Annotated in this window: 20 protein-coding genes and 2 pseudogenes; 7 read left to right on the forward strand and 15 right to left on the reverse strand. The window is 43.1% G+C overall.

What is annotated here, in order from left to right; translation table 11 throughout:
* The first annotated feature begins 2 nt into the window (after positions 1 to 2).
* Positions 3 to 869 carry an aldose 1-epimerase family protein gene (locus T456_RS0103370; protein WP_024864915.1) on the forward strand — a complete coding sequence of 289 codons (867 nt, stop codon included), beginning with the start codon at positions 3 to 5 and terminating at the stop codon, positions 867 to 869.
* 5 nt (positions 870 to 874) lie between these two features.
* On the opposite strand, the gene T456_RS19075 is transcribed toward T456_RS0103370, so the two are convergent.
* Positions 875 to 3235 (reverse strand): EAL domain-containing protein, encoded by a 2361-nt coding sequence (locus T456_RS19075; RefSeq protein ID WP_035801113.1) that lies wholly within the window; start codon positions 3233 to 3235, stop codon positions 875 to 877.
* A gap of 69 nt (positions 3236 to 3304) precedes the next feature.
* Positions 3305 to 4138: a DUF3737 family protein gene (locus T456_RS19080; protein WP_035801114.1), complete on the reverse strand. Its 834-nt coding sequence runs from the start codon at positions 4136 to 4138 to the stop codon at positions 3305 to 3307.
* 154 nt (positions 4139 to 4292) lie between these two features.
* Here T456_RS19080 and T456_RS0103380 point away from each other — a divergent pair, with 154 nt between their 5' ends.
* The 4 genes from T456_RS0103380 (at position 4293) to T456_RS0103395 (ending at position 8131) form a co-directional block, all read left to right on the forward strand.
* Positions 4293 to 5264, forward strand: coding sequence for a DUF2156 domain-containing protein (locus tag T456_RS0103380; protein WP_051464961.1), 972 nt, complete (start codon positions 4293 to 4295; stop codon positions 5262 to 5264).
* On the forward strand, positions 5261 to 5908 hold the full coding sequence (locus T456_RS21015) for a GNAT family N-acetyltransferase (RefSeq protein WP_024864917.1): 648 nt from the start codon (positions 5261 to 5263) through the stop codon (positions 5906 to 5908). The genes T456_RS0103380 and T456_RS21015 overlap by 4 nt, the downstream gene beginning before the upstream one ends.
* Before the next feature lie 48 nt (positions 5909 to 5956).
* Positions 5957 to 6571, forward strand: a complete 615-nt coding sequence (locus T456_RS0103390) for a flavin reductase family protein (protein WP_024864918.1) — start codon at positions 5957 to 5959, stop codon at positions 6569 to 6571.
* 93 nt (positions 6572 to 6664) lie between these two features.
* Positions 6665 to 8131: a methyl-accepting chemotaxis protein gene (locus T456_RS0103395; protein WP_024864919.1), complete on the forward strand. Its 1467-nt coding sequence runs from the start codon at positions 6665 to 6667 to the stop codon at positions 8129 to 8131.
* A gap of 46 nt (positions 8132 to 8177) precedes the next feature.
* On the opposite strand, the gene rsmH is transcribed toward T456_RS0103395, so the two are convergent.
* From rsmH to T456_RS0103415, 4 genes are all read right to left on the reverse strand, one after another.
* On the reverse strand, positions 8178 to 9221 hold the full coding sequence (gene rsmH / locus T456_RS0103400; RefSeq protein ID WP_024864920.1) for a 16S rRNA (cytosine(1402)-N(4))-methyltransferase RsmH: 1044 nt from the start codon (positions 9219 to 9221) through the stop codon (positions 8178 to 8180).
* Between the two features lie 146 nt (positions 9222 to 9367).
* The gene (locus T456_RS0103405) at positions 9368 to 11323 is read right to left on the reverse strand and encodes a M3 family metallopeptidase (protein ID WP_024864921.1); all 1956 of its coding nucleotides are present in this window, start codon (positions 11321 to 11323) and stop codon (positions 9368 to 9370) included.
* Positions 11324 to 11350: 27 nt separating this feature from the next.
* On the reverse strand, positions 11351 to 11833 hold the full coding sequence (locus T456_RS0103410) for a hypothetical protein (RefSeq protein ID WP_024864922.1): 483 nt from the start codon (positions 11831 to 11833) through the stop codon (positions 11351 to 11353).
* 25 nt (positions 11834 to 11858) lie between these two features.
* Positions 11859 to 12269: an ATP-binding protein gene (locus T456_RS0103415; protein ID WP_024864923.1), complete on the reverse strand. Its 411-nt coding sequence runs from the start codon at positions 12267 to 12269 to the stop codon at positions 11859 to 11861.
* Between the two features lie 67 nt (positions 12270 to 12336).
* Here T456_RS0103415 and T456_RS0103420 point away from each other — a divergent pair, with 67 nt between their 5' ends.
* On the forward strand, positions 12337 to 13101 hold the full coding sequence (locus T456_RS0103420) for a hypothetical protein (RefSeq protein WP_024864924.1): 765 nt from the start codon (positions 12337 to 12339) through the stop codon (positions 13099 to 13101).
* 31 nt (positions 13102 to 13132) lie between these two features.
* Here the strand turns inward: T456_RS0103420 and T456_RS0103425 are convergent, their stop codons facing one another.
* From T456_RS0103425 to T456_RS23350, 8 genes are all read right to left on the reverse strand, one after another.
* Positions 13133 to 13468: a hypothetical protein gene (locus T456_RS0103425; protein WP_024864925.1), complete on the reverse strand. Its 336-nt coding sequence runs from the start codon at positions 13466 to 13468 to the stop codon at positions 13133 to 13135.
* A 26-nt stretch (positions 13469 to 13494) separates the two neighbouring features.
* Positions 13495 to 13974, reverse strand: a complete 480-nt coding sequence (locus T456_RS0103430; RefSeq protein ID WP_024864926.1) for an HAD family hydrolase — start codon at positions 13972 to 13974, stop codon at positions 13495 to 13497.
* A 39-nt stretch (positions 13975 to 14013) separates the two neighbouring features.
* Positions 14014 to 16728, reverse strand: coding sequence for an InlB B-repeat-containing protein (locus T456_RS0103435; RefSeq protein ID WP_024864927.1), 2715 nt, complete (start codon positions 16726 to 16728; stop codon positions 14014 to 14016).
* 94 nt (positions 16729 to 16822) lie between these two features.
* Complete coding sequence (locus T456_RS0103440) at positions 16823 to 17119, reverse strand: STAS domain-containing protein (protein WP_024864928.1); 297 nt, start codon at positions 17117 to 17119, stop codon at positions 16823 to 16825.
* Positions 17120 to 17145: 26 nt separating this feature from the next.
* Positions 17146 to 18357: a hypothetical protein gene (locus T456_RS0103445; RefSeq protein WP_024864929.1), complete on the reverse strand. Its 1212-nt coding sequence runs from the start codon at positions 18355 to 18357 to the stop codon at positions 17146 to 17148.
* 26 nt (positions 18358 to 18383) lie between these two features.
* On the reverse strand, positions 18384 to 18872 hold the full coding sequence (locus T456_RS0103450) for an RNA polymerase sigma factor (RefSeq protein ID WP_024864930.1): 489 nt from the start codon (positions 18870 to 18872) through the stop codon (positions 18384 to 18386).
* A gap of 16 nt (positions 18873 to 18888) precedes the next feature.
* Positions 18889 to 19131, reverse strand: a complete 243-nt coding sequence (locus T456_RS0103455; RefSeq protein ID WP_024864931.1) for a hypothetical protein — start codon at positions 19129 to 19131, stop codon at positions 18889 to 18891.
* An 814-nt stretch (positions 19132 to 19945) separates the two neighbouring features.
* Positions 19946 to 20071 (reverse strand): hypothetical protein, encoded by a 126-nt coding sequence (locus T456_RS23350; RefSeq protein ID WP_278246911.1) that lies wholly within the window; start codon positions 20069 to 20071, stop codon positions 19946 to 19948.
* Positions 20072 to 20400: 329 nt separating this feature from the next.
* Here T456_RS23350 and pta point away from each other — a divergent pair.
* Positions 20401 to 21388, forward strand: a pseudogene (gene pta, locus T456_RS24030) (phosphate acetyltransferase).
* A 59-nt stretch (positions 21389 to 21447) separates the two neighbouring features.
* On the opposite strand, the pseudogene T456_RS22720 reads toward pta, so the two are convergent.
* Positions 21448 to 21635 (reverse strand): annotated as a pseudogene (locus T456_RS22720) (hypothetical protein); the annotation flags it as partial.

Raw genomic sequence — 21635 nt, forward strand, 5'->3', positions numbered from 1 at the left:
CCGTGGAACACACCCTTAGGAACAGTACATACGAATTACAAGTATCCGAACATGGAGCAGAAATCAGATCACTTAAAAAACATGGCAAAGAGCTTATGTGGCAGGCAGATCCCAGGTTCTGGGGCCGTACTTCACCGATTCTTTTCCCTGTAGTTGGAAACTTCTACGGAAAAGAGTTCAGATATGAAGGCAGGACATATAAGATGTCTCAGCACGGGTTTGCCAGAGACAGAGATTTTAAGCTGATAAATGCTTCAGAAAAAGGGCTTTTGTTTGAACTTGAGTCTAACGAGGATACTCTGGCCGCATATCCTTTTGAGTTTGTTCTGCAGATAGGATATCAGCTGAACGAAAACGGCGTAACAATTTCCTGGACTGTCAAAAACCCTGCGGAAAAAGAGCTCCTTTTCTCAATCGGGGGTCACCCGGCATTCAACTGTGATCTTGGGAACTCGAAGCTTGCATTCTTCAAGGATGGTGCGCCGGTTTCCGGTAACCTTAAGTCCGGCGTTCTTGCCAATGACGGAAGCGGATGCGTATGCGACAGAATAGACAAATATGCTCTTGAAAACGGGCAACTTCGCCTCTCTAAGGAATTATTCGATATTGACACTATTATACTTGAGGACAGGCAGGTAGATGAAGTTGCCCTGCTGACTTTAGATAATGAAGAACAGGTCCGCGTTAGATTTGATGCCCCCATTGTAGGCATATGGTCTCCCGCCGGCCAAAATGCACCTTTTGTGTGCATAGAGCCCTGGTATGGCCGCTGCGACAGAGCCGGGTTCAATAAAGAACTCTCCGAGAGAGAACACGGAAACCGCCTCAATCCCGGAGAGATATTTGAAGTATCATATTCAATCAGCTGATCTGATTACAGCACATCCGCGAATCCACGTTCCGGAAGTGGCTTGAAGAAGTAATATCCCTGAATATAGTCGCAACCCGCAGCTCGCAAAAATGCGAGCTGTTCTTCTGTCTCAACACCTTCGGCTGTTACTGTTGCCCCTATGGAATGAGCCAGATTGATGGTAGAAACAATTATGGCTTCCGCCTTATCATTTATGCCGATTTTCCTGATAAATCCGATATCGAGCTTGATCACATCAAAATCAAAGGTTTCAAGCATGGACAGGGAACTCATTCCGCTTCCGAAGTCATCCAAAAGGATCTTGATGCCTTTGTTCTTCATTTTCTCAAGGTATTCCATGGATTTGGCTTCAAGGTCGGCATAGGCAGACTCGGTTACCTCAAACCTTATTAAAGAAGGGTCTATCTTCTTGTCTTTGATGCGCTCGAAAATACTCTCAATAAAATGCGGGTCGTAAAAGTCTACTCTTGAGAGATTTATGGCGCAGGGGACATTTCTTTTCCCTTCCCTGGTACGCTCCGCCAGAAAATCAATCCCACATCCAAGCATAAAGCTATCCAAAGATGACATCTTGCCCTCAGACTCAATAACCGGTACAAAATCGCCCGGGGATACCATTCCAAGATCTCTGTGATTCCATCTGATAAGCATCTCCGCACTGACAACCTCACCGGTTCTGGCATCGACAATAGGCTGATAGTAAGGGTGGAATTCCCTGTCGGATATGCCTCTCTCAAAGTCTGCCAGAAAGAATCGCTGTTTCACATAGCTTTCCTTCAGGGTATCATCATAATATGCGTACAGACGGTTTCCTTTTCCGGTCCTTATTGTCTTTTCAGCCAGCTTTGCTCCAGCAACGAGATGCGTAATTTCCTTACCTGGGCCGCTTATGGAATAAATACCGCATCTGATCTCATAATTGTATTCCTTGGATTCGATATGGAATACCTGATTGCAAACAGCCTTCATATTTTTGTCTTTTAGATTTTCATCTGCGGTTATCAACACAAAGTGGTCGCTTTCAAGTCTTCCGAGAAGTATCGGCTTTAGATATTTCTTTAAAATATCCCTGGTCTGGAATATTACCATGTCGCCGCTCTGATCTCCAAACAGCTCATTGACTACCTTAAAGCCCTTTACATTGGTATAAACCAGTGAATAGTGGTCATCCTCCTTAAGCTCGGAAATAAAGAGCCTTGCCCTCTCCATAAATCCGGTTCTTGCATACTCATCTGTCATCCAGTCATGATCGAGGGCTGTTGTAATATCAAAAAATACAATGAGAAACCAATCAGGGTATCCCGGAACCTCCCGCACTCTGACATTTTTAGCTCTGCGCCCCTTGGGTGTATCAACATGAACCGTCCTTACATAATCTCCGTTTTCCTTCAGCTCTTTCAGAATAACAGGGATGGTTACCTGATCCAGGAAATTTTCCCGTTCCTCATCCACAACATACTGGGACATCTTAAAGCAGATATCTTTAAATCTTAATCTGCTCTCCGCAAATACTTTGCCCAGGTCACCACTTAGATAATAAACTTCGCATACTTCCGTTTTCTTATTGACAGATACAACCATGTCATAACCATCCGCAAGAAGGGTCTTTATAACAGGCTGTTCAAAATAACCCATATAAGGAACGATTGTTCCGGGCTTCAAAGGGCTCCTCTTCCCGTCTTCTATAACCTCTCCGATGCCCTTAAACTTTGTTTTTCCGTTCTTGATCTTGAAGTAGCTTCCGTCAGTAATAAGATAGAAGCGCCTTCCATAGCTGTCAGGAAGAATAACATCATTAATAAGGTCCATTCCATCAACCTTAATCTTTTTGACTTCCTCAGCATGGGGGATAATCTGAATATTTGAAAGATCAAGTCCGGGTAAAAACCGGACGTAGTTAGGATCCGCAGCTTCACCATGAAGCTCCGGAACAAGATATACGCTATAGGCGGCATTTATGGAACCGGCTCCGAGGCCGATGATAATGCCTTTATAATCAAGAAGCGCATCTTTAAGATTTAAGCGTCTCATAAATGTAAGCTGAGTCGGCGTATGACCGCCTGCCAGATAGATCACATCAGCTTTGGAAATATATCCTGATAACGCGTCTTCCGGGTCTTCTTCCAGTATATGGACCTCATTTACCTTCAGATCTGCTTTCTCAAAAGCATTAAGCAGGGATCTTAACTGACTTTCATTTTCCTCGGTTGCTGCCGGATCACAGGGAACATAAAGAATATTGGCCGCGCCTGGCCATTCTTTTTTGAGATCCTCAAAAAAGCCATAGCACTCAGACGGTGCCTCTTTTCCATAAGCAACCGTTTCCGGAATAGAAATAAAACTACTTGTCAGATATACAACCATAATTGCATTCCTCAAGAATTGAAAAATGAAGTGGGCAGTATCATGTGAGCGGTACATAGATACATGTTGTTAAATAATAACTACTTCCCCTTTTGCATTGGGGTCATCCATAATAATCTCATTAACGGCCGGAACTGTAATCCTTCCACTAAGCGGATTTTTAATACTAATAACAGGCGTTATTATTGATGCATCCACCTCTGACTTCTCAAAAGCAAAGTCTGCCGCTTCCATCTTGCAGTTGATCAGCTTAAGGTTCTTGCAGTAGCACAAAGGCTGAGTGCCGCTGATCACGCAGTTCTCAAAGGTTACATTCTCACAGTACCAGGCAAGATACTCGCCTTTGACAATGCTGTTTCTAACAACTACATTCTTGGCATGCCAGAAGGCATCTTTTGTGTCAAAGTTACAATTATCGAACTCAGAATCAGTTATATACTGAAAAGAATATTTACCCTTAAGCGACACATTGTCAAATCGCAATCTGTCGGATCTTAGCATAAAATACTCACTCTCTGCAGAGCTGTCCTTCATTGCAATCTCTTTTACCGACCAGCCGAATTCGGGCGATATGATATCGCATCCGCCTATCCTGACATCCGAGCATTCTCTAAGGGCTTTTATCCCGTGAAGCCTCGTGTCAGTGATGGTTACATTTGTGCTGTACCAGAGTGCTGCCCTGCATTTATCTGTCATCTCACTGCCGGAGATCTTTAAATTATCGTCATGCCAGAAGGGATATCTTAGGTTAAAAAAGCTGTCTCTGACTTCGACATTACGGCACTCTTTCAGTGCGCTCTCCCCATCTGCCGGCCCGTCAAATGTGCATTTTTCAACCAAAATACCGTCTCTTCCATATAGTGCTCGCTCTTCATCAAGCGTCTTCTCCTTAATCGCATCCATCCGTTTATTCCCTTTTTATTATCATCTGTAAACGATTTACTTCTTATATTATAATGCAAAAAAACGTTTATTCCCACAAAATCTTGTAAACATAAATTGTGCGCGATATAATAGCGGTAATCGCGTCGAAATGAACATTTATGAGGTAAAAATTATGAAATTTAAAACACCTGAGTTTGATGAAGCCGCCAGGCTCTCTGAAATATACTCTCTTAGAGACAATAAAACCTGTGACAGTACCGTTCTGGACACCTACATTTGGAAGTACTACTACAATACGAAAGTATACATGGAGGACAACAGTGCTGCGCTTCTTCTTATGAAGAACGAGGGCGAATACTTTTCTGCCATGCCCTACTGCCGTGAGGATGAATTAAAAGACTATTTCCAGAAACTTCAGGACTATTTCAATAACGAGTTAAAAAAGCCGCTTAAGATCTATCTTGCAGATGAAGATGCCGTGGAAGCACTTGGGCTTAAGGACAATCCCGACTATCTTGTAAAGGAAGAGCCAAATCTGAAGGATTATCTCTACGATGCCGAAGCTCTTCGTACCCTTGCGGGAAAAAAATACCAGAAAAAGCGAAACCTTGTAAATAAATTCATGAGAGAATACGAGGGCCGCTGGGAGTACAAGACCATGTGCTGTTCTGATGAATATTTCCTGGAAGAATTCATGAACAAGTGGGTTTCAGCCAAGCAGGAGGACGACTCTGAGAATCAGGATACCCTTCTTTTTGAAAAGGACGGAGTGATCGATATCCTCAGGAACTGCGATAAGCTGACCTTTACTGTAGGCGGTATTTTTATTGATGATGTGCTTGAAGCCTTTGCAATAGGTTCTTACAATAAGAGAGAGAAGATGGTCGTTGTAAGTATAGAAAAAGGCAACTCGGAAATCCCCGGAATCTATCAGGCCATTAATCAGCTCTTTTTACAGAATTCCTATCCTGATGCGGTTTTGGTCAATCGCGAAGATGATATGGGAATTGAAGGCCTTCGCCAGGCCAAAGAGAGCTATAACCCTGTAGGTTTTGCTCAAAAATACATGGTTCTGCAGACAAACTTCTGTGGAGCAGAAAACGCAACGACAGACTATTATGAAAGCGAAACAGCCGGGAAATGATTGAAATCTGTGCTGATAAACAGGCCACAAGGCCACTCTACGAAGAGGCTTTTGATGACTCGCCGGAATTCGTGGATTACTACTATGAGGACAAGTGCATAGACAATACCATATTTGTAAGTCGCGAAGGTGGACGGATCGTGGCCATGCTTCATCTTAACCCATTTACGATGAGCATTTGCGGACGGGAATCCAAAGTTTACTACGTTGTCGCTGTGGCAACCACGGCATCCGAACGCCACAAAGGGCATATGACAAGGCTCTTCGATGCCGCTCTTTCGCACATGAAGGCGGAGGAGATCCCCTTCTGCTTCCTGCTTCCTGTAGACGAAAGCATATACTCATGGCTAGGCTTTGAGACCATTACAGACTTCCGCTCTGACAGAATTGAGGATTACAGCAAAATTCAGAGTTCTTTTGATATATACTGTATACAGAACGAGGATTATCTTCGCCGTATGGCAAAAGAAACAGCTCTTGACGCCCTGGACAAAGGGGAAGTCCTCCCGGATTCACCGGTGATAATGGCCAAGGTTACCGATCTTGCAAAGCTCTCGGCTATAGCGGAAAGATCTTTTGCCGATGAGAAGCAGGCACTGGCATGGCTGAAAAGCAAGCGCATTTATATATGTGAAGAAGTCTAGTTTCAACAAATATATATGTTATATATCAAATATATAAGGAGAATATAAATGTCAAAAGAAATATGGCGCCCCGGAAATATGCTGTACCCCATACCCGCAGTAATGGTAAGCTGCCAGCGTGAGGGAGAGAAACCCAACATCATAACCGTAGCCTGGGCCGGCAATGTCTGCAGTTCTCCAGCTATGCTGTCAATTTCTGTCAGAAAAGAGCGATATTCCTATGACATCATCAAAGAAACCGGCCAGTTTGTAGTAAACCTCACAAGTAAGAAGCTGACCAAAGCCTGTGACTGGTGCGGCGTCCGCTCCGGCAAGGATTATGACAAATATAAGGAGATGGGACTGACTCCTCAAAGATCCATAATGATAGATGCCCCGGGAATTGCTGAAAGTCCCGTGAATATCGAGTGTAAGGTCCATTCCGTTGTGGAGCTCGGAAGCCATGATCTCTTTATCGCAGAGGTTGTATGTGTAACTGTAGACGACAAATATCTCGATGAAAAGCAGCGTTTTGATATGAAAAAAGCCGGGCTTGTTGCCTATTCTCACGGCGAGTATTTCGAACTGGGGGATAAGCTCGGTAAATTCGGATATAGCGTGGCCAAAAAGCCCCCAAAGAACAAACCAAAAGCCAAACACAAAGCAGGAAAATCAAAAAAATAAAAATTAATCATTATTTAATTGATTGCAACTCATAATAATGTTAACAATAGAATTAGAATGTTTATCGACTTTTGGTTCTATAGGAGGTTCTCTATGACTCTTCAGGAAAAACAGGTTTATGAGAGCAATCGTCTGGCATTTATTTTCGCCTTGATAATCCAGGTTTTTGAGATAATATCCACCGTGGTTTACCAGGCCGAACGTGTGGGTATTCTCAATACCACAATCATGGTTATTCTCCAGATCATTATTCTTATTGCAGCCATAATAGGCTACTACGTTTACGGTCGACAAATTCTGGGACGTTATATTCAGATGACTACACTGGCATTAAGTTATCTTGTCGTAATGGTAGGATCGGTCCACGTAGCTTATCTTTGGGCATTTGGCCCCGGAATACTCATCCTGTCACTCCTATACTCCGATAAACAGATAACTTTTATAACCTCCGGAATCATAGTTGCTATAAACATCATATTTGTTCCCCTGTTTTTTATATGGGCGACAGATGTAAGCGCAAGAAGATTTCAGGTTCTTACAGATACATTCTTTGCTATAATGCTTTCCCTCATGGCTGTATTCTATGTCAGGCTCTCCAGTAAACAGAATCAGGAGACTCTTGAGGAGATAAAAGAAGCTTCAATTCAACAGCAAAAGGACGCACAGATAATTCAGTCCATTGGTGAACAGATTGCCAATAAGCTCGAAGATGCCAATGAATCCATGGAATCTCTTTCGGAAAAAGTCACCTCCAGCGCAGAAGCCTCCGAGCAGATCTCTCAGTCAGTAACGCTTACCGCTGAGGCTATTCAGACCCAGACCGAAATGAACTCCAATATCACCGATTCACTTGAGCATATCGCCGACCAATCCAAAGCCATGAAGGCCAATGCCGACGAAGTTACCGCAAATATAACAGATGGAAATGCCCTTGTAAAAGAACTTCGTGCCAAATCTGATGAAGCCTCCACAATCAATGCAGAGACAGCGGAAATGACTGCCAACCTTCAGCATTCGGCAGATACGGTAAAAGAAATCGTAGACACCATACTTAGCATTTCAGGCCAGACAAATCTTCTCGCACTTAATGCTTCCATCGAAGCTGCAAGAGCTGGCGACGCAGGAAAAGGATTTGCGGTTGTAGCCGACGAGATCAGGCAGCTTTCCGAGCATACAAAAGAGTCTGCAAACCAGATTGCAACCACCATTGATGATTTGATCAATAAGGTCAATACTGCATCCCAGAACATGGAAAAGAGCGTGGCTTCTGCCAATGAACAAAGCGAGATAATTGCGGCTACAGGCGAGAAATTCGAGGCAATTCTTGAAAAAGTTACCAATTTGACCAATGGAGTCAGCGCCATTTCAAGCAATGTAGACGCCTGCGTAGAAGCTAACACCAGAGTCATGGACGCAATCAGCAACCTCTCTGCAACATCGGAGGAGGTTGCGGCATCGTCTCAGTCCAGCATAGAAATCAGCAAGGATTGCGAGAAAGATATGCTAAATACAAAGGAAATACTAAAGGAAATCCTCAATATAAGTCGAAACAGCAGATAGAGAGCTAAAAGCAGAGCCGAGGCCATTTATTTAGCCTCGGCTTAATTTATGCCTTTATCGCCCATCGCATCTTTGTTGACTTGCTTCTTGGATTTAATCGGCACTCCTCTGCGGAGGGCCTTATAACATCCTCAGCCACACTGCTGTAAACTCCCGCCTTGGCAAACTCTTTAAAGGACTTCTTTACCAGCCTGTCCTCCCCGGAGTGAAAAGTAAGAATCGCAATCCTTCCGCCTGGATTGAGAATTCCCGGAAGCTTGTCCAGAAACGCATAGAGCACTTCAAATTCACTGTTTACATCGATCCTGAGCGCCTGAAACACCCTTGCACAGGATTTTTTTATCTCCATAGCTCTATCTTCTTTGGGGATCTTCCACAGCGCATCTTCTATAGCTTTCCTCAGGGCCGTAGTGGTGTCCATGGGATCGCCCTTTTTCATCAACGAAAACACCTTATCGGCTATTTCCTTGGCATAGGGCTCATCCGAATTCTCTACCATCATGCCCACGAATTCTTCTTTTGTCAGATTATGAAGCCTTTCAGCGGCAGATTCACCATGTTCCGGATCAAGCCGCAGATCCAGCGGGCCATCCGTCTTGTAAGAAAACCCTCTTTTAGGGTCGTCTATCTGCATGGAAGATACTCCAAGATCTGCCAGAACAAAGTCAAACTTCCCCTCTTCTGCTGCGACCTTATCAATGTTTGCAAAATTGATCAGGCGGAATCCGAAGATATCCTCACCATACCCGGCATCCCGAATCCTTGCCACAGTTTTTGTTGACTCAATCGGATCAACATCCAATCCCGTAAGATGACCTTGACCCTCCAGTTTCTCCAGCATCTTTCTGCTGTGCCCGCCATATCCCAAAGTACAATCAAGCCCTCGCTGTCCCGGTTTGATATCAAGAAAATCCAATATTTCTTTGACCATAATGGAAATGTGCATCCCTGCAGGGGTTGAGCCCTTTGAGATAACATGCGTTACCGTATCTTTATACTTCTCAGGATCCATTTCCTTATACTTTTCTTCAAATCTTTTGGGATATTTACCCGAATAATGAGCTCTTCTTTTGTGCTGTTTTTCCTCCATAATTTCCTCTCCGTATCTAAATAAAGACTTCCTCCCATCCGATATAAATATCAGAAAGGAGGAAGATAAGTTATGAATCATCTTCCAAAAAGATAAAGTACCGTCACTGCGGCAGGATCCCGGTGGCGGTACTTTTTTGTTGCTTTTTATCTCTTTGTAAGCTTCTCATACTCATCAACCAGACTGGAATAGTACTCCAGCGCATAGTTATAAGTCTCTGAATCAAGAGGGTCAATGCCTGCTGTGCTAAGAAGATCGACCGGTGAAGCACTTCCGCCCCTCTTTAGAAACTCCAGATAGTCATCCACAGCTCCGGTTTCCCCGGAAGAGATGCGTTCAGCTATAGAAGCTGCATACGCCACATCGGCAGCATACTGGTAAACATAATATACATAGTAGAAGTGAGGGATCTCCGACCAATAATAGCGATATTCCTCCGGATATTCCACTTCTCCGCCTCTGTACTCATTACAGAGTTCAACCCATTTGTCCCCCAGAGCCTCTGCGTCAAGGGCACCTCCGGCTTCAACAGTCTTGTACATATAATCCTCGAACTCAGAAAACATCATCTGGGTAAAGAACGTTCCGTTGAACATATAGAGGGCATTTTCCAGATAGTAAAGCCTTTCCTCGTTGTTCCGGGCTTTATTCATCATATAGTTATAGTACAAAAGCTCATTAGTAGTTGATGCCACTTCCTGGGTAAATATGGTAGGGTCGCTGTACATAGAAGGCTGATTGCGGTTTGCCAGCTCATCATAGCACGCATGCCCCATCTCATGAGCAATGGTGCTGACATCATCCGGCTGCCCGTAATAATTGAAAAGAACCCACGGAAGATATTCTGTTCCCATCTGAGTTTCAAAAGCCCCGGAGACCTTATTATCAGCAGGATACACATCAACATGTCCACTGGTGATGATCTCGCGAAAAAGAGCTATATACTCCTCTCCCAGTACAGACAAAGCCTCTGTAACTTCATCCACCGCATCATCATAGCCTGTAATACCGGGATAATAATACGAAGTAAGCCCCGAGATATGATACGGCCTTTGAACATCAAGCCCAAGGGCTTCCTTGTGCAATCTCAAATATCTCTTATATTCCGGAATTCCCTTATGAGCCGCATCGACCAACATGTAATATACATCCGTATCAAGGTCATAGTCATCAAGAGCCTCTTCCAGAGTAGTATCAAAATCCGCAATCTGCGCATTGGCATATGCCTGATTGCAGTTTTCTTCCAAAAGCGTTGCAAATGTATTCTCGTAAGTCTTGTTTTTACTGATCCTTGTCTTATAAGCGGAATATTTGAAATCCTCACTGTAATTTCCGCCAATAATCTGCTGATAGAGCTCTTCGGTCAATTGTTCTTCTCTGCCGTTTGGCATAGTTATCGTCGGATGCGGAATCTCGACTTCATTCAAAATATCAAACAGCTGGCTTGGATAGCCAAAGCCAATCGAGGCTTCAGCGAGGACCATGGTCTGATCCTCTGTAAGAGGCTCGCTATCCGGGTCAGTATATTCCCTTACCCAATACTCCCATCCATCAAAAATCGGATCTGAAAAAATCTTCTGCCTTTCTTCAAGAGACATTTGATAAATTTCAGGAATCGCAAATGCATTTTTCTTGCTCTCTTCCACATTCATGGTGGCAATCTTGGAGTTCATGTTCTTATATATGGCATTGGTTGGATCAAGACTTTCTCCAAGGTGCGCATACGTATATAATCTGCACTGAATCTCAGTAAGCTCTGTCAAATAGGCAAACTCCATGAAATCATGTATGCTTTTAGCATTATTAAGTTTACCTTTAAATTCATCGTATTTGCCAAGCATTTCCCATGCTTTATCGTAATCGGCCTGCCATTCTTCCGGGGAGGCATAAATCTGCTCAAGATCCCAGGTTACCGGGTATGCCTCCTTGTTTTTATCCACTGCCAGGCTCACATTTTGATTTTGACCCTGGCTCTGATCTTGACCGTCATACTCATATCCATAATCAGTACCGGCCGGTATCATCGTTATACCGGATCCGGCAACCGCAATGGTCATTGCAGCCACAAGCAGGCATGATGCTGCCCTTTTTCCTACTCCCACGTTTAATTCCTCTTTTCTTCTATATTATTATTGGGTTTTTTGGATGTTGTACTTCTTCATAAGACGCCTAAAAAATATTGGCTGCACAAGAAATATCAGAACAAAACCTACAACAAGGCATATTATAAGCGAATGCAGAAACATTGGCCAAAAGGAAATCTGTGCCATTCCACCGCTTTGCTTCATTGCCATAAAATACGCCAATCCCACCATGACAAGGGTGATCACAGGTGTATAAATTAGATTTGATATTAGGGCTTCTACGCATCTGGTACTGAATTTCCCGGGAATCATCCCCCTCTTTACCGTCAGATCGTTAGTAATCTTTCCGATGGGAATAAAAAAGCCCATAACCAATGCAATTATGGCGCTGCATACAAAGCTGACAAGAAATCCCACAATTGTAAAATGCCCTGATGTTAAAGTTCCCACCAAAGCCATCACAAAGCTCATGGTCAATCCCATCCTGACACTCATTTCTCGACCAATCTTCCTCATCTGCTCTTCCATATGAATCCTCCTGTTTGGGGCACAATTAAGAAAGTTTCTTCTCTATCCTGAAAATATTCTTGTTATCTTCTCTCCTGTAATCCGTAGCATCCATACTCTTTTTTACTATATATATTCCAAGGCCACCGATCTGGCGCTCTTCGGCTGACAGAGTCACATCCGGATCCTCCTTCTCCAAAGGATTGTACGGAATACCCTCATCTGTAAATGTTATTGCAACCGCAGATCCATCCGCAGTCTTCTCTATCCTGATGGAAGACGGTCCCTCTTTTCCCTCATATGCGTAGCTGGCGATATTGACATAGATTTCCTCTACAGCCACATCTATTTGCATTTGCTCCTTCATAGGGCAATCCATTGCCTCCAGCTCAGCGTCAATAAAGGCAAGTACATCGTCAAGATTATCTACTTTTGCAACAATGTTAATCTCTTTCATACATTAGCTCCTAATAGGCTTTTAGATGTGTTATGCTATTCTTAATGGAATAAGCGAGGTTCATATTATGTATATAAATGTTCGAAAACATATATTGTCAAACGCAATCCTCGGAGTTGCACTTGTAAAGATACTGGCTGCCTTTCTGGAATTTGCTTTGAGGCTGATTCTAAGAGGCCGCCAATACAGCTCTCCGGACATGCTGGATGCCATTTTATGGAACTGTCAGCTGGCAATTTCCGGAATACAGATTATTGTCACTGCTTTTATTTTCTACTATTCATGGAAAAAACTCAACCACTACATCAACACCGTTCCAAAGGAGGATCGAGACAGTATGGGAGAACTCCAGAAGGAGTTTCTTGGGGACAAAATCGCATCCCTATCTGTTTCTTCAGTAAACCGCCTGCAGCAGCTTTGGGCTGTTATTTTCATTGGAGCGGAAATGCTTTACGTTTTTACATCCATAATGTATCGCCGTTTCATCGGAATGTTGATGGATGCCCTCTCCGGAAGCTCCAGCCTTACTGATGGCACTTTTGTGATGTTATATAACATGACCCACGGCTTTAAATATCTTGAGATGCTCTCGGCAATTCTTCTGGGTGTCGTCATGACAGGAATCTTTCTTAATGACCGTGCCATGAAACTGTCTTCATTTGCGATTCTGGCTCTTTTCCTCATTTCATTTGCGGTATTGCAGATGCAGACCGTAAACCTTATGGGTCGAGAAGTCGGTATAGTCTGGACATCCATTATCTACCACATCACTGAAACGGTTGGCCTTGTTCTTCTTTCACTTTATCTGTCCAGGCATTACAAGGGCCTGTAAGCATATTTCACCTACAGGTCACTTATTATCGTCAGTCATTATCCGCATCCGGTTCAAGTCCAAAAGCGATCCGGACCTGCCGATCCAATACCTCCTCCGACATGTCAAAGCCCAGCGCATCTATATCATCCATAACTCCTATCTGAGCATACTTTTCATTGTCGGTACAGCTGATAACCATGTACGGGCGATTGTCCTCTTCGAACTTCGCCTGATCAACACGGTAAAATTTATCGCCATACTTAAAGGTCCGCCTAAGCCCAAACTTTTCCCGGTTCTTTTCATTAATATCCAGCGGTACAGCGCCGTTTTTCTCAAACAGCAACTCCACCAAAACCAGCATCTTCTCGATCTCGTCTTCTGTCATGCCTGTTTTTGCTCCTCACAAACATATCAATTGTTATTTTCTTCTATTTTGCGCACCCGCTCAGCTTCATCCAGGACTTTCTGTACCCAATCCGGGTCCGGATCACATATTCTCAGGACTCTATAGCCATAACTTCTGGCATTCTGCTGAACTACCTCTTCATCATCAATGTGAAGCGATATTCGATAGTGGCTTGGCATTTTCTGCGGCAAAGTAACATCACGATCTCCCTGAACTTCTCTTTTGTGTCTATATCCATTGACAATCTGGTCGAAGTGAATATTGTAATGCCTAAAAAGTGCATTTATATAAACTTCAGTCCTGAAAGAAGAGGTATATACCCACACTTCAAACCCCCGTCGTTGAAGTTCATGGATAAGCTCTACCGTTCCTTTCCTTAACCGTTCAGGGAACATTCTATTGAGGGGGAACCGGAGTTCCGGCTCCACCTCAAAGTTGTCCGGCGAAACAAACAAAACCTCATCTAAGTCAAACGAAATTTTCATGTTGCTTCCTTTTTACATAATTACACTTCTATTGTAACATTATTTTGATAATCTGCGTTGTTTTCTAAGTGATCTCCTATATGAAACCAGAGCAGCAAAGCAGATAACCGCAAGAACAAGTGCTATAAATGTAATTATCGCAAACCTTATGATCAGTTTATTTATATTAATCGCCTCATATGCAATCGCATATTCTGAGAATTTGTCTGTCTTAAATGTAATGGTTGTAGGGTCATCTGTTCCAATATCATCCAGTATATCTACAGATCCATTATGATATCTGAGCACACAGAACTTTCTTCCTGCCTTCTGATACTCTTCAGGAATCGGAATCATAACCTCCAGCTCCGCTGCAGTATTATTGATGATCGATGATGTTCCGTCGCTTGTCTTCATGATAAGGAAGTCGAAATAGGTGATTGCCTTATATCCAACCTTCTTCTGCATGGCCGACTTAATGGAAGTATCAACATACTCGGAATTCTCGCTGATATCCACATTAAAGGATATTGGCGTACCGGTAAGCACAGCAAACTTCTCGTCATCAGAGAGCGTCTCAGCAACTACACGCTCAAAATTAAGCAGTGTCGGCTTGCTGTAATACAGCTCTTCCGATGTTTCCTGAGGATTTTCCGCATAAGAGTTATTGATTGTTATCTGCAATGTTCCGTCTTCAAATGCCTCTCTGAGCATAGGATATACAGCGTCATCCCTGATAAGTCTCTTAACGGTTTCCTCGTCAAGATTATGCTTGGCCATTACGCCTGTTGTAACGATGGTGCCGTCTGTTGTCGGGCTTTCATCTGCCGGCGTATAAACATCCTCGTCATATTCCTCGCCCTCAAGACTATCCTGCTTCGGAACCTCGGCATCAATGATCTGCTGCTCGGGAACAGCACCTTCTGCAGCAGTTTTTTCATTATATTCTGTCTTCTGGACAGGCTCTGCCTTCTTGGTTGTTGCCGATTTAGCAGTCTGAGAGTTTTTAGAGGAAGGCTGCGGTGCGGGTGCAGGTTTTTTCTCAAAGCTTACTGTAATGGTATGCCCGCCGCGAATATTGTTGAAAGTATAGCTAGATACAGCACCTATATTCTTTCCGTCAATAATAACAGCAGATATGTTATAATCAGCCTGCGGAACCATGTTGTAAGTCAGACTTGCCCCCTCAGGAACCAAATAATCGCCGCTTGGTATGATGGATCCTCCCGCATTGGTAATGCCGGAAACCAGCTTATATGTCGTGGCATTCTTCTTCTTAAAGTTTGCAACAACATTTATGTCGCTCTTAATCTCATTGATAGTATACTTGGCATCCCTCGATACAACCTGACTGTTTATGGTCCATCCTGTAAACTCATATCCATCATATGCCTGTGCTCTGAGTTCAACCTTAGTTCCCTTGTTATAGGTGCCTGCACCTTCGTATTTTCCTGTATCCTGAGGATAAACCGATACATTAACATTGCATTTATCCCTGCTGAATACAGCCTGGATGTTCCTGTCACTTGTAATATTATTCAGCTCCAATGAAGAAGCTTTGCTGATGGTCTTGCCATTCTCTACAAAACCTTCAAAGGAATAGTTTGCCTTTGCTTTGGCGGTAAGCGTTATCTTTCCGCCATAAGGTACGCTGGCACTGTCTGTAATGGTTCCACCGTCCCCGATGTTTACTGATGTTCTTACATAACAAGTGTTTCTTGAAAAAACAGCCTCAATATTTCTGTCTTCTTTAATATTTGAAATGGTAACCTGCCTTGCATTTGAAATAAGAGCCTTTCCTTCATACCACCCTTCAAAATTAAAGTTATTATTGGGAGATGCGGAAATAGTACAGCTTCCGCCGTCTTTTACAGCTCCTCCGCCGGCAACAGCTCCGCCCTCAGAGGGGTTTGCGCCAACATATACATAATGATCTACTGCACTTATAGTTACGATGGCACTGTCCGTTACTGATGAATCCTGAACAGATGTAGCTATGACCGCAAAAGAACCGGATGTTTCATCACTACTTATCTGAAGAAGTCCATCACCATTTATAGTAGTACCGGTACTCTGCTGTCCGGCTATTGACCATACAACGGCTTCATTATATCCATTACCACCCGAAACAGCAGCCTGAAATTTATAGCTCTTTCCTGTCGGAAGCGAAACTGAACCGGGAGTGATATCGACGCTTGAAACATATGGCTCATTTGCTTTAATGGTCATTGTTACAAGAACTTCCGCTCTGTGATGTCGCCTGTAATCGTTAAGTGAAAAGAACTGATACTTTGCAGTGTACTTACCTGCAGGAAGATTCGTATTGGGCTTAATTGAAAATGTCGTTGTTGCTCCGGGCTCAAGATCCCTCTCCCCTTTTACGAGAGCAACGTCAAAAGCCGTACTCTCATCAAATTCTTCCCAAGTAAGCGGTATAGTTGTAAGACCGATGTTAACTATACCTATTTGTTTATCGCTTATGCTGGTTCCCTGATACACACTGCCAAAATCCACATTTGGTGTATAGCAGGTCAAATCATAATTATCAAACGGATCTGACTGTTCTTCCTGCTGACGCTCAGGCTCAGGTTCAGTAACCTCCTGTTCTGTAACAGGTTCCGGAACAGTTTCCTCAATAGTATTCTCCGGATAATCGCCGCCCTCTTCAGCATATACTCTGATGATCTGAACCGCTGTAATACTGGACACGACTACGCAAGCTATCAATAGCACCGCGCATATTCTGATAAACACATTCTGCAAAGATTCTTTCATTCCTCATTTCCCTCTCTAAAAAATACTTTTTGACATTCAATCAGTCCTATAAAACAATAAGCAAAAGGCCAGGCCTCTTGCTTATTGGGTTGTTTTACTCGATTGTAAGGATGTCGACGAATCCGGTTACTTCAAAGATCTCATTGATCTCTTCGCCTACATTCTTGATGACCATGCTACCCTGCTTGTTCATCACCTTCTGAGCTGAGAGAAGAACTCTCAATCCGGCAGATGAGATGTATTCCAGCTTGGAGAAATCAAATTCAAGCTTCTCTATTCCCTCGAGAGCTGTCTTAAGCTCGTCGTCCAACTGTGGAGCAGTTGTAGTATCAAGTCTTCCCTCCAACGCTACTGTAAGGTCTTTTCCGTTTGCAATTTTGTTGATAGTCATAAAAGTGTCTCCTCTCTAAATAAGATTCATGAATTAAGGTCATAAACTATTGTTATATCTATTCGATCGCCCTTAACACCCACAAGGACGTCTTTCGCAAGACTAGCTACGATGGACTTCTCCAACTCATCCCAGGCTTCTTTTGCGCTGTCATTACCATCCAGGGCATCCGTCAGCGCGTCCTTATACTCGTATAACGACCACATAATACCGGAATCAGCCATTCCTTCTACGCTTCCGTACATACCCATGGTACCATAATTTACGTACCCGCCGCCATATTTTTGCTGTAAACTCATAACTTCTGAATAGTTAAGAAGGCTATTCTCGATAATATCGCTTACCTTGCCCATAAAGCCATGTACAGATGTGTTTTCCTTGTCTGTTGCGATTTTCAGAAGACTGTCCTTTTTGGAGGCATCCATCTCTGTCTTGCCTGTTAACCTTAAAGCACATTCTTCTTTATACTTCTCGAACCAGACTTCAGCATGATAGTCCATAGTCATAGACTTTAGCATTCCCAGGGTTTCCTCAAAAAGAAGCTTCATATGAAGCGTATCCTTCGGGGAAAGCTGCAGGCTTTCTATAAGGTCATCGCCCTTTTCCAGAGTTTTTGCTTCATCCAGCTTGGTACTTTCGATAAAAGTATACTCTGTCTGGGTTTGGGGCTTTCTGGAACCGATAGCACTTAGGGCCTCGGAGAAATCCTTGGTAACCTTCATCTCTATCTTATCCTTATTAATACCCACCTCAATATCATCAGCCAGTTTAGCAACGAGCGATCTCTCCAGATCTGCCCATGCTTCCTGTGAATACTTGTCTTCCTCTTTTTTGTGCCTCAGTTCTTCCTCATAATCCTTCAGAGACCATTTCTCGGCTCCCGGAGCTTCCATTGTGAACATGGACACCAGCTTTCCGAAAAAGCCTTGTTCCATGCTGTTCTCGCCGGTAGTCGATACTGAAATCAACTCTTCCTGTTTGGACTTGTCGATATGATTATCTGCTGTGAGATATATGTATGAAACTCTGGAATTTCCCTCTACCCAGAACTCCATTAATCCATATCCCATAATAGACTTTGCAAGCCTGAGTACCTCTTCAGACAACAGTTTAAGCCTAAGAGCACCTTTTCCCTTTAGACCCACATCAAAGATATAGTTCTCAATCAGCTCCTGTGCTGTGTCCATCTTGGTTTCAAGATTGGCAATTTTGATATGCTCAGATTGAACGTAACGCATGACCCCTCCTTGTGCAATACTTGTTATTATGACGCCAGCATCTCATTGAGTCTGCCCAGCGCTTCTCTATGTCTTAGCTTGGTCACTCCATAAGACAGATGCATAAGCTCTGCCACTTCCTGGAGAGTATATCCTTTGTAATACCTAAGAACTATGATATCCATCTGTTCCTGAGGCAGATCTTTTAAAGCTTTCGCAAGAAGTGAGAGGTTCTCCTGGCTGAGGACCTCTTCCTCTACGGTACTTCTTTCATCCGTCAGATCCTCCGGTATTTCGGAATGGATGTGATTAGTCCTGTAGAAATCAATAACCGTATTGCTTGTCACCGAATAGATCCATGTGGAAATGCTTGCTTTTGAACTGTCGTAAGTATCCAGCTTCTGATATATCTTTACAAATACATCCGCACAAAGATCCTCAGCGTCCTCGGGACTGTTTACGTGATTTCTGATGTACGCAAAAACCTTATCTTTATACTGTAGGTAAATCTCTTCCTTGGAAAGTGCCCCGCTCATTAGAAACTCCTAGTGTTTACGGCCTCTTGTCGGGAATAATTGGGTTTGATACCACACCCGCCTTATTCTTCTCCTTGGGCCTTAGTTCTTTCATCCCAGCCTGGTCAGGTATCCCTGCTGCAGCAACAAACTCCAGCTCATCGTCCGAAAGTGCCCGGCGTTTGTCGGGGTATCTTGACTCAACATCACTAATAATGTCGGCTAGTTCTGAATTGGATTCATATTTCTGATAATCAAACAATCTTGCTATTTTGTTCATATGCGCCTCCTGTGAAAAGCAGTTGTATTGTATTCTGTAAATTTATACGAACTACCCGTCACTATGGCAAAAGAATTTTCATGTATTTTATTTTATCATAGTTTTTTACCAATTAACAATCTATCAATCCACTTATCATGCCTAATTGCGTAAAAAGATGTATTCTGATAACATTTATTATAGTAAAAACTGTTCTTACGAGAGGGATTGATATGACAAATAAAATGATAATTGAAGCGATCGGATACACAGGATCTGCATTAGTGCTGATTTCTTTCTCATGGTATCGGTTGTAAAGCTGAGGATAGTGAATTCAATAGGAAGCATTATATTTACTGTTTATGGCCTTCATCATCCATTCATATCCCACAGCAATCATGAACCTTTGCCTTGTTCTCATCAACATTTATCATCTGTTAAGATGAGTAATACAAAAGAATCCACCAGAAGCTACGATCTTGTATCCGTCTCAACTGTGGATTCCTTTTACTTATACAATTGATAAATTAAAAGAAGATATACTCAAATTCTTCCCAATACGTCCTTGGACTTTTCCGATGCGAATACTGCCTTCATTATATGTCATGAAGGTGCCCCCTGGCGGCATTTACGTGGGCAAAAGAAATCCCGACGAAAATTCTGGTTATTGAAACCCGCCTGGATTATGTAACCCCCGAATATCGCGACTTCCTCCATTGGAAGCTTTCTATTCTCTCAGCTGCAAAGGCAGGGAATCAAGGCTGTGACCTATAAGCGGGCCCGATACCCTTAACAGCGAATATCTGAAAAAATACGATTTTGTTAAGTCAGGGGATCAATACATTAAAAACCTGTGATCACTGACCTCCGGATCCATCATCATTCTTATGGTATCGATATCGTTAGCCGTAAGCTTGATGTTGGATTCCAGAGTTCGCCCCATCTTTCGTTGTAACTTCATAGCTATAACCGTACCCTCTTCAAGGCATGATCTTTAATTGCCAGTCAAAAAAGGCAGAACCTTAGGATGTTCCTGCTGAAAAGGTCTGTATTCTCTGCTGTAATTGCATTATCATCATCGGATTCATATTCATAGTCTTTTCTCCTTGTATACCATAAGTATACCCTTCTTATTAATATTTTAAATGTTAGTTAAAAAACAATCAAGATTTCTTGAGCGAAATCAAACTTTTTTTAATATTTATTGTTCTATAATACGACTTGCGCATTTTTGCATGTATGCGCTTACAAAGCAGCAAATGTCTGATACATATTAAGGAGGATAAATAAATGTACGGATTTGGCGATATGATTCAAAAGCTTAAAAAAGACCCCAAAACCCTTGTATTTCCCGAGGGATCTGATCCCAGAATTCTCGAGGCCGCATCAAGACTTCTTGCCGGAAACTTCATTAAGCCCATTCTTCTCGGAAATGTAGACGAGATCAACAAGGCTGCTGAAGATGCCGGATACAATATCAAGGGCGCCGAGATAATCGATCCTGAAAACTACGACAAATTCGACGAGATGGTTGCAGAGTTCTGCGAGCTCAGAAAAAGCAAGGGAATGACTCCCGAAAAGGCTATTCCTATTCTCAAGCAGACCAACTATTTCGGAACAATGCTTGTTAAGATGGGACCTTGGCGATTGTCTTCTTGGCGGTGCAACCTACTCTACAGCTGATACTGTAAGACCTGCGCTCCAGATCATCAAGACCAAGCCCGAAAATACCATCGTTTCATCTTGCTTCATCCTTGTTCGTCCTTCAGCTACCGGTGGAGAACGAAGTCATTGCGATGGCTGACTGCGGCATCAATATCAACCCCAACGAGGACGAGCTTGTAGAAATCTGCGGAGAGACCGTAAACTGCGCTCAGAGATTCGGTGTAAGACCCCAAGGTTGCATTCCTTTCATTCTCTACAAAGGGCTCAGCCAAGGATGATACAGTTACAAAGATGCAGAACGCAACCAGAAAAGCTCAGGAGAAATACCCCGAGATTCCTATCGATGGCGAGCTTCAGTTTGACGCCGCTGTTTCTCCTCGTGTAGCTAAGCAGAAAGCACCCGGATCTTCAGTAGCAGGTCATGCCAACACCTTCATCTTCCCTGACATCAATGCCGGCAATATCGGCTACAAGATTGGCTCAGAGAATGGGTAACTTTGAGGCATACGGCCCTATTCTTCTGGGACTGAATGCTCCTATCAATGACCTTTCAAGAGGATGCAATGCTATTGAGGTTTACTCAATGGCAATCATCACTGCTTCTCTTGCATAATATATAAGGTATCTGATGACAAACCCCTTCGCCTTGACTGGCGAAGGGGTGTTTTTTTATTAATCGGATCTAGGCCTTCTTCGATTGTTCTTTTTATAGTAATTTGCCTTATCCTCGTACATTTTCTTATCCGCCTCCCTAAGCAGCTCTGATACTTCTTCGGAATGAGCGGTCCAGCTACCTCCAAGCGCCACCGAAAGGTCTTCTGCCTTTCCAAAGTCTTCTGCAAGCTCTTTATATCTCTTTT

The sequence above is a fragment of the Butyrivibrio sp. FCS014 genome (assembly GCF_000526935.1).
Lineage (GTDB): Bacteria > Bacillota > Clostridia > Lachnospirales > Lachnospiraceae > Butyrivibrio.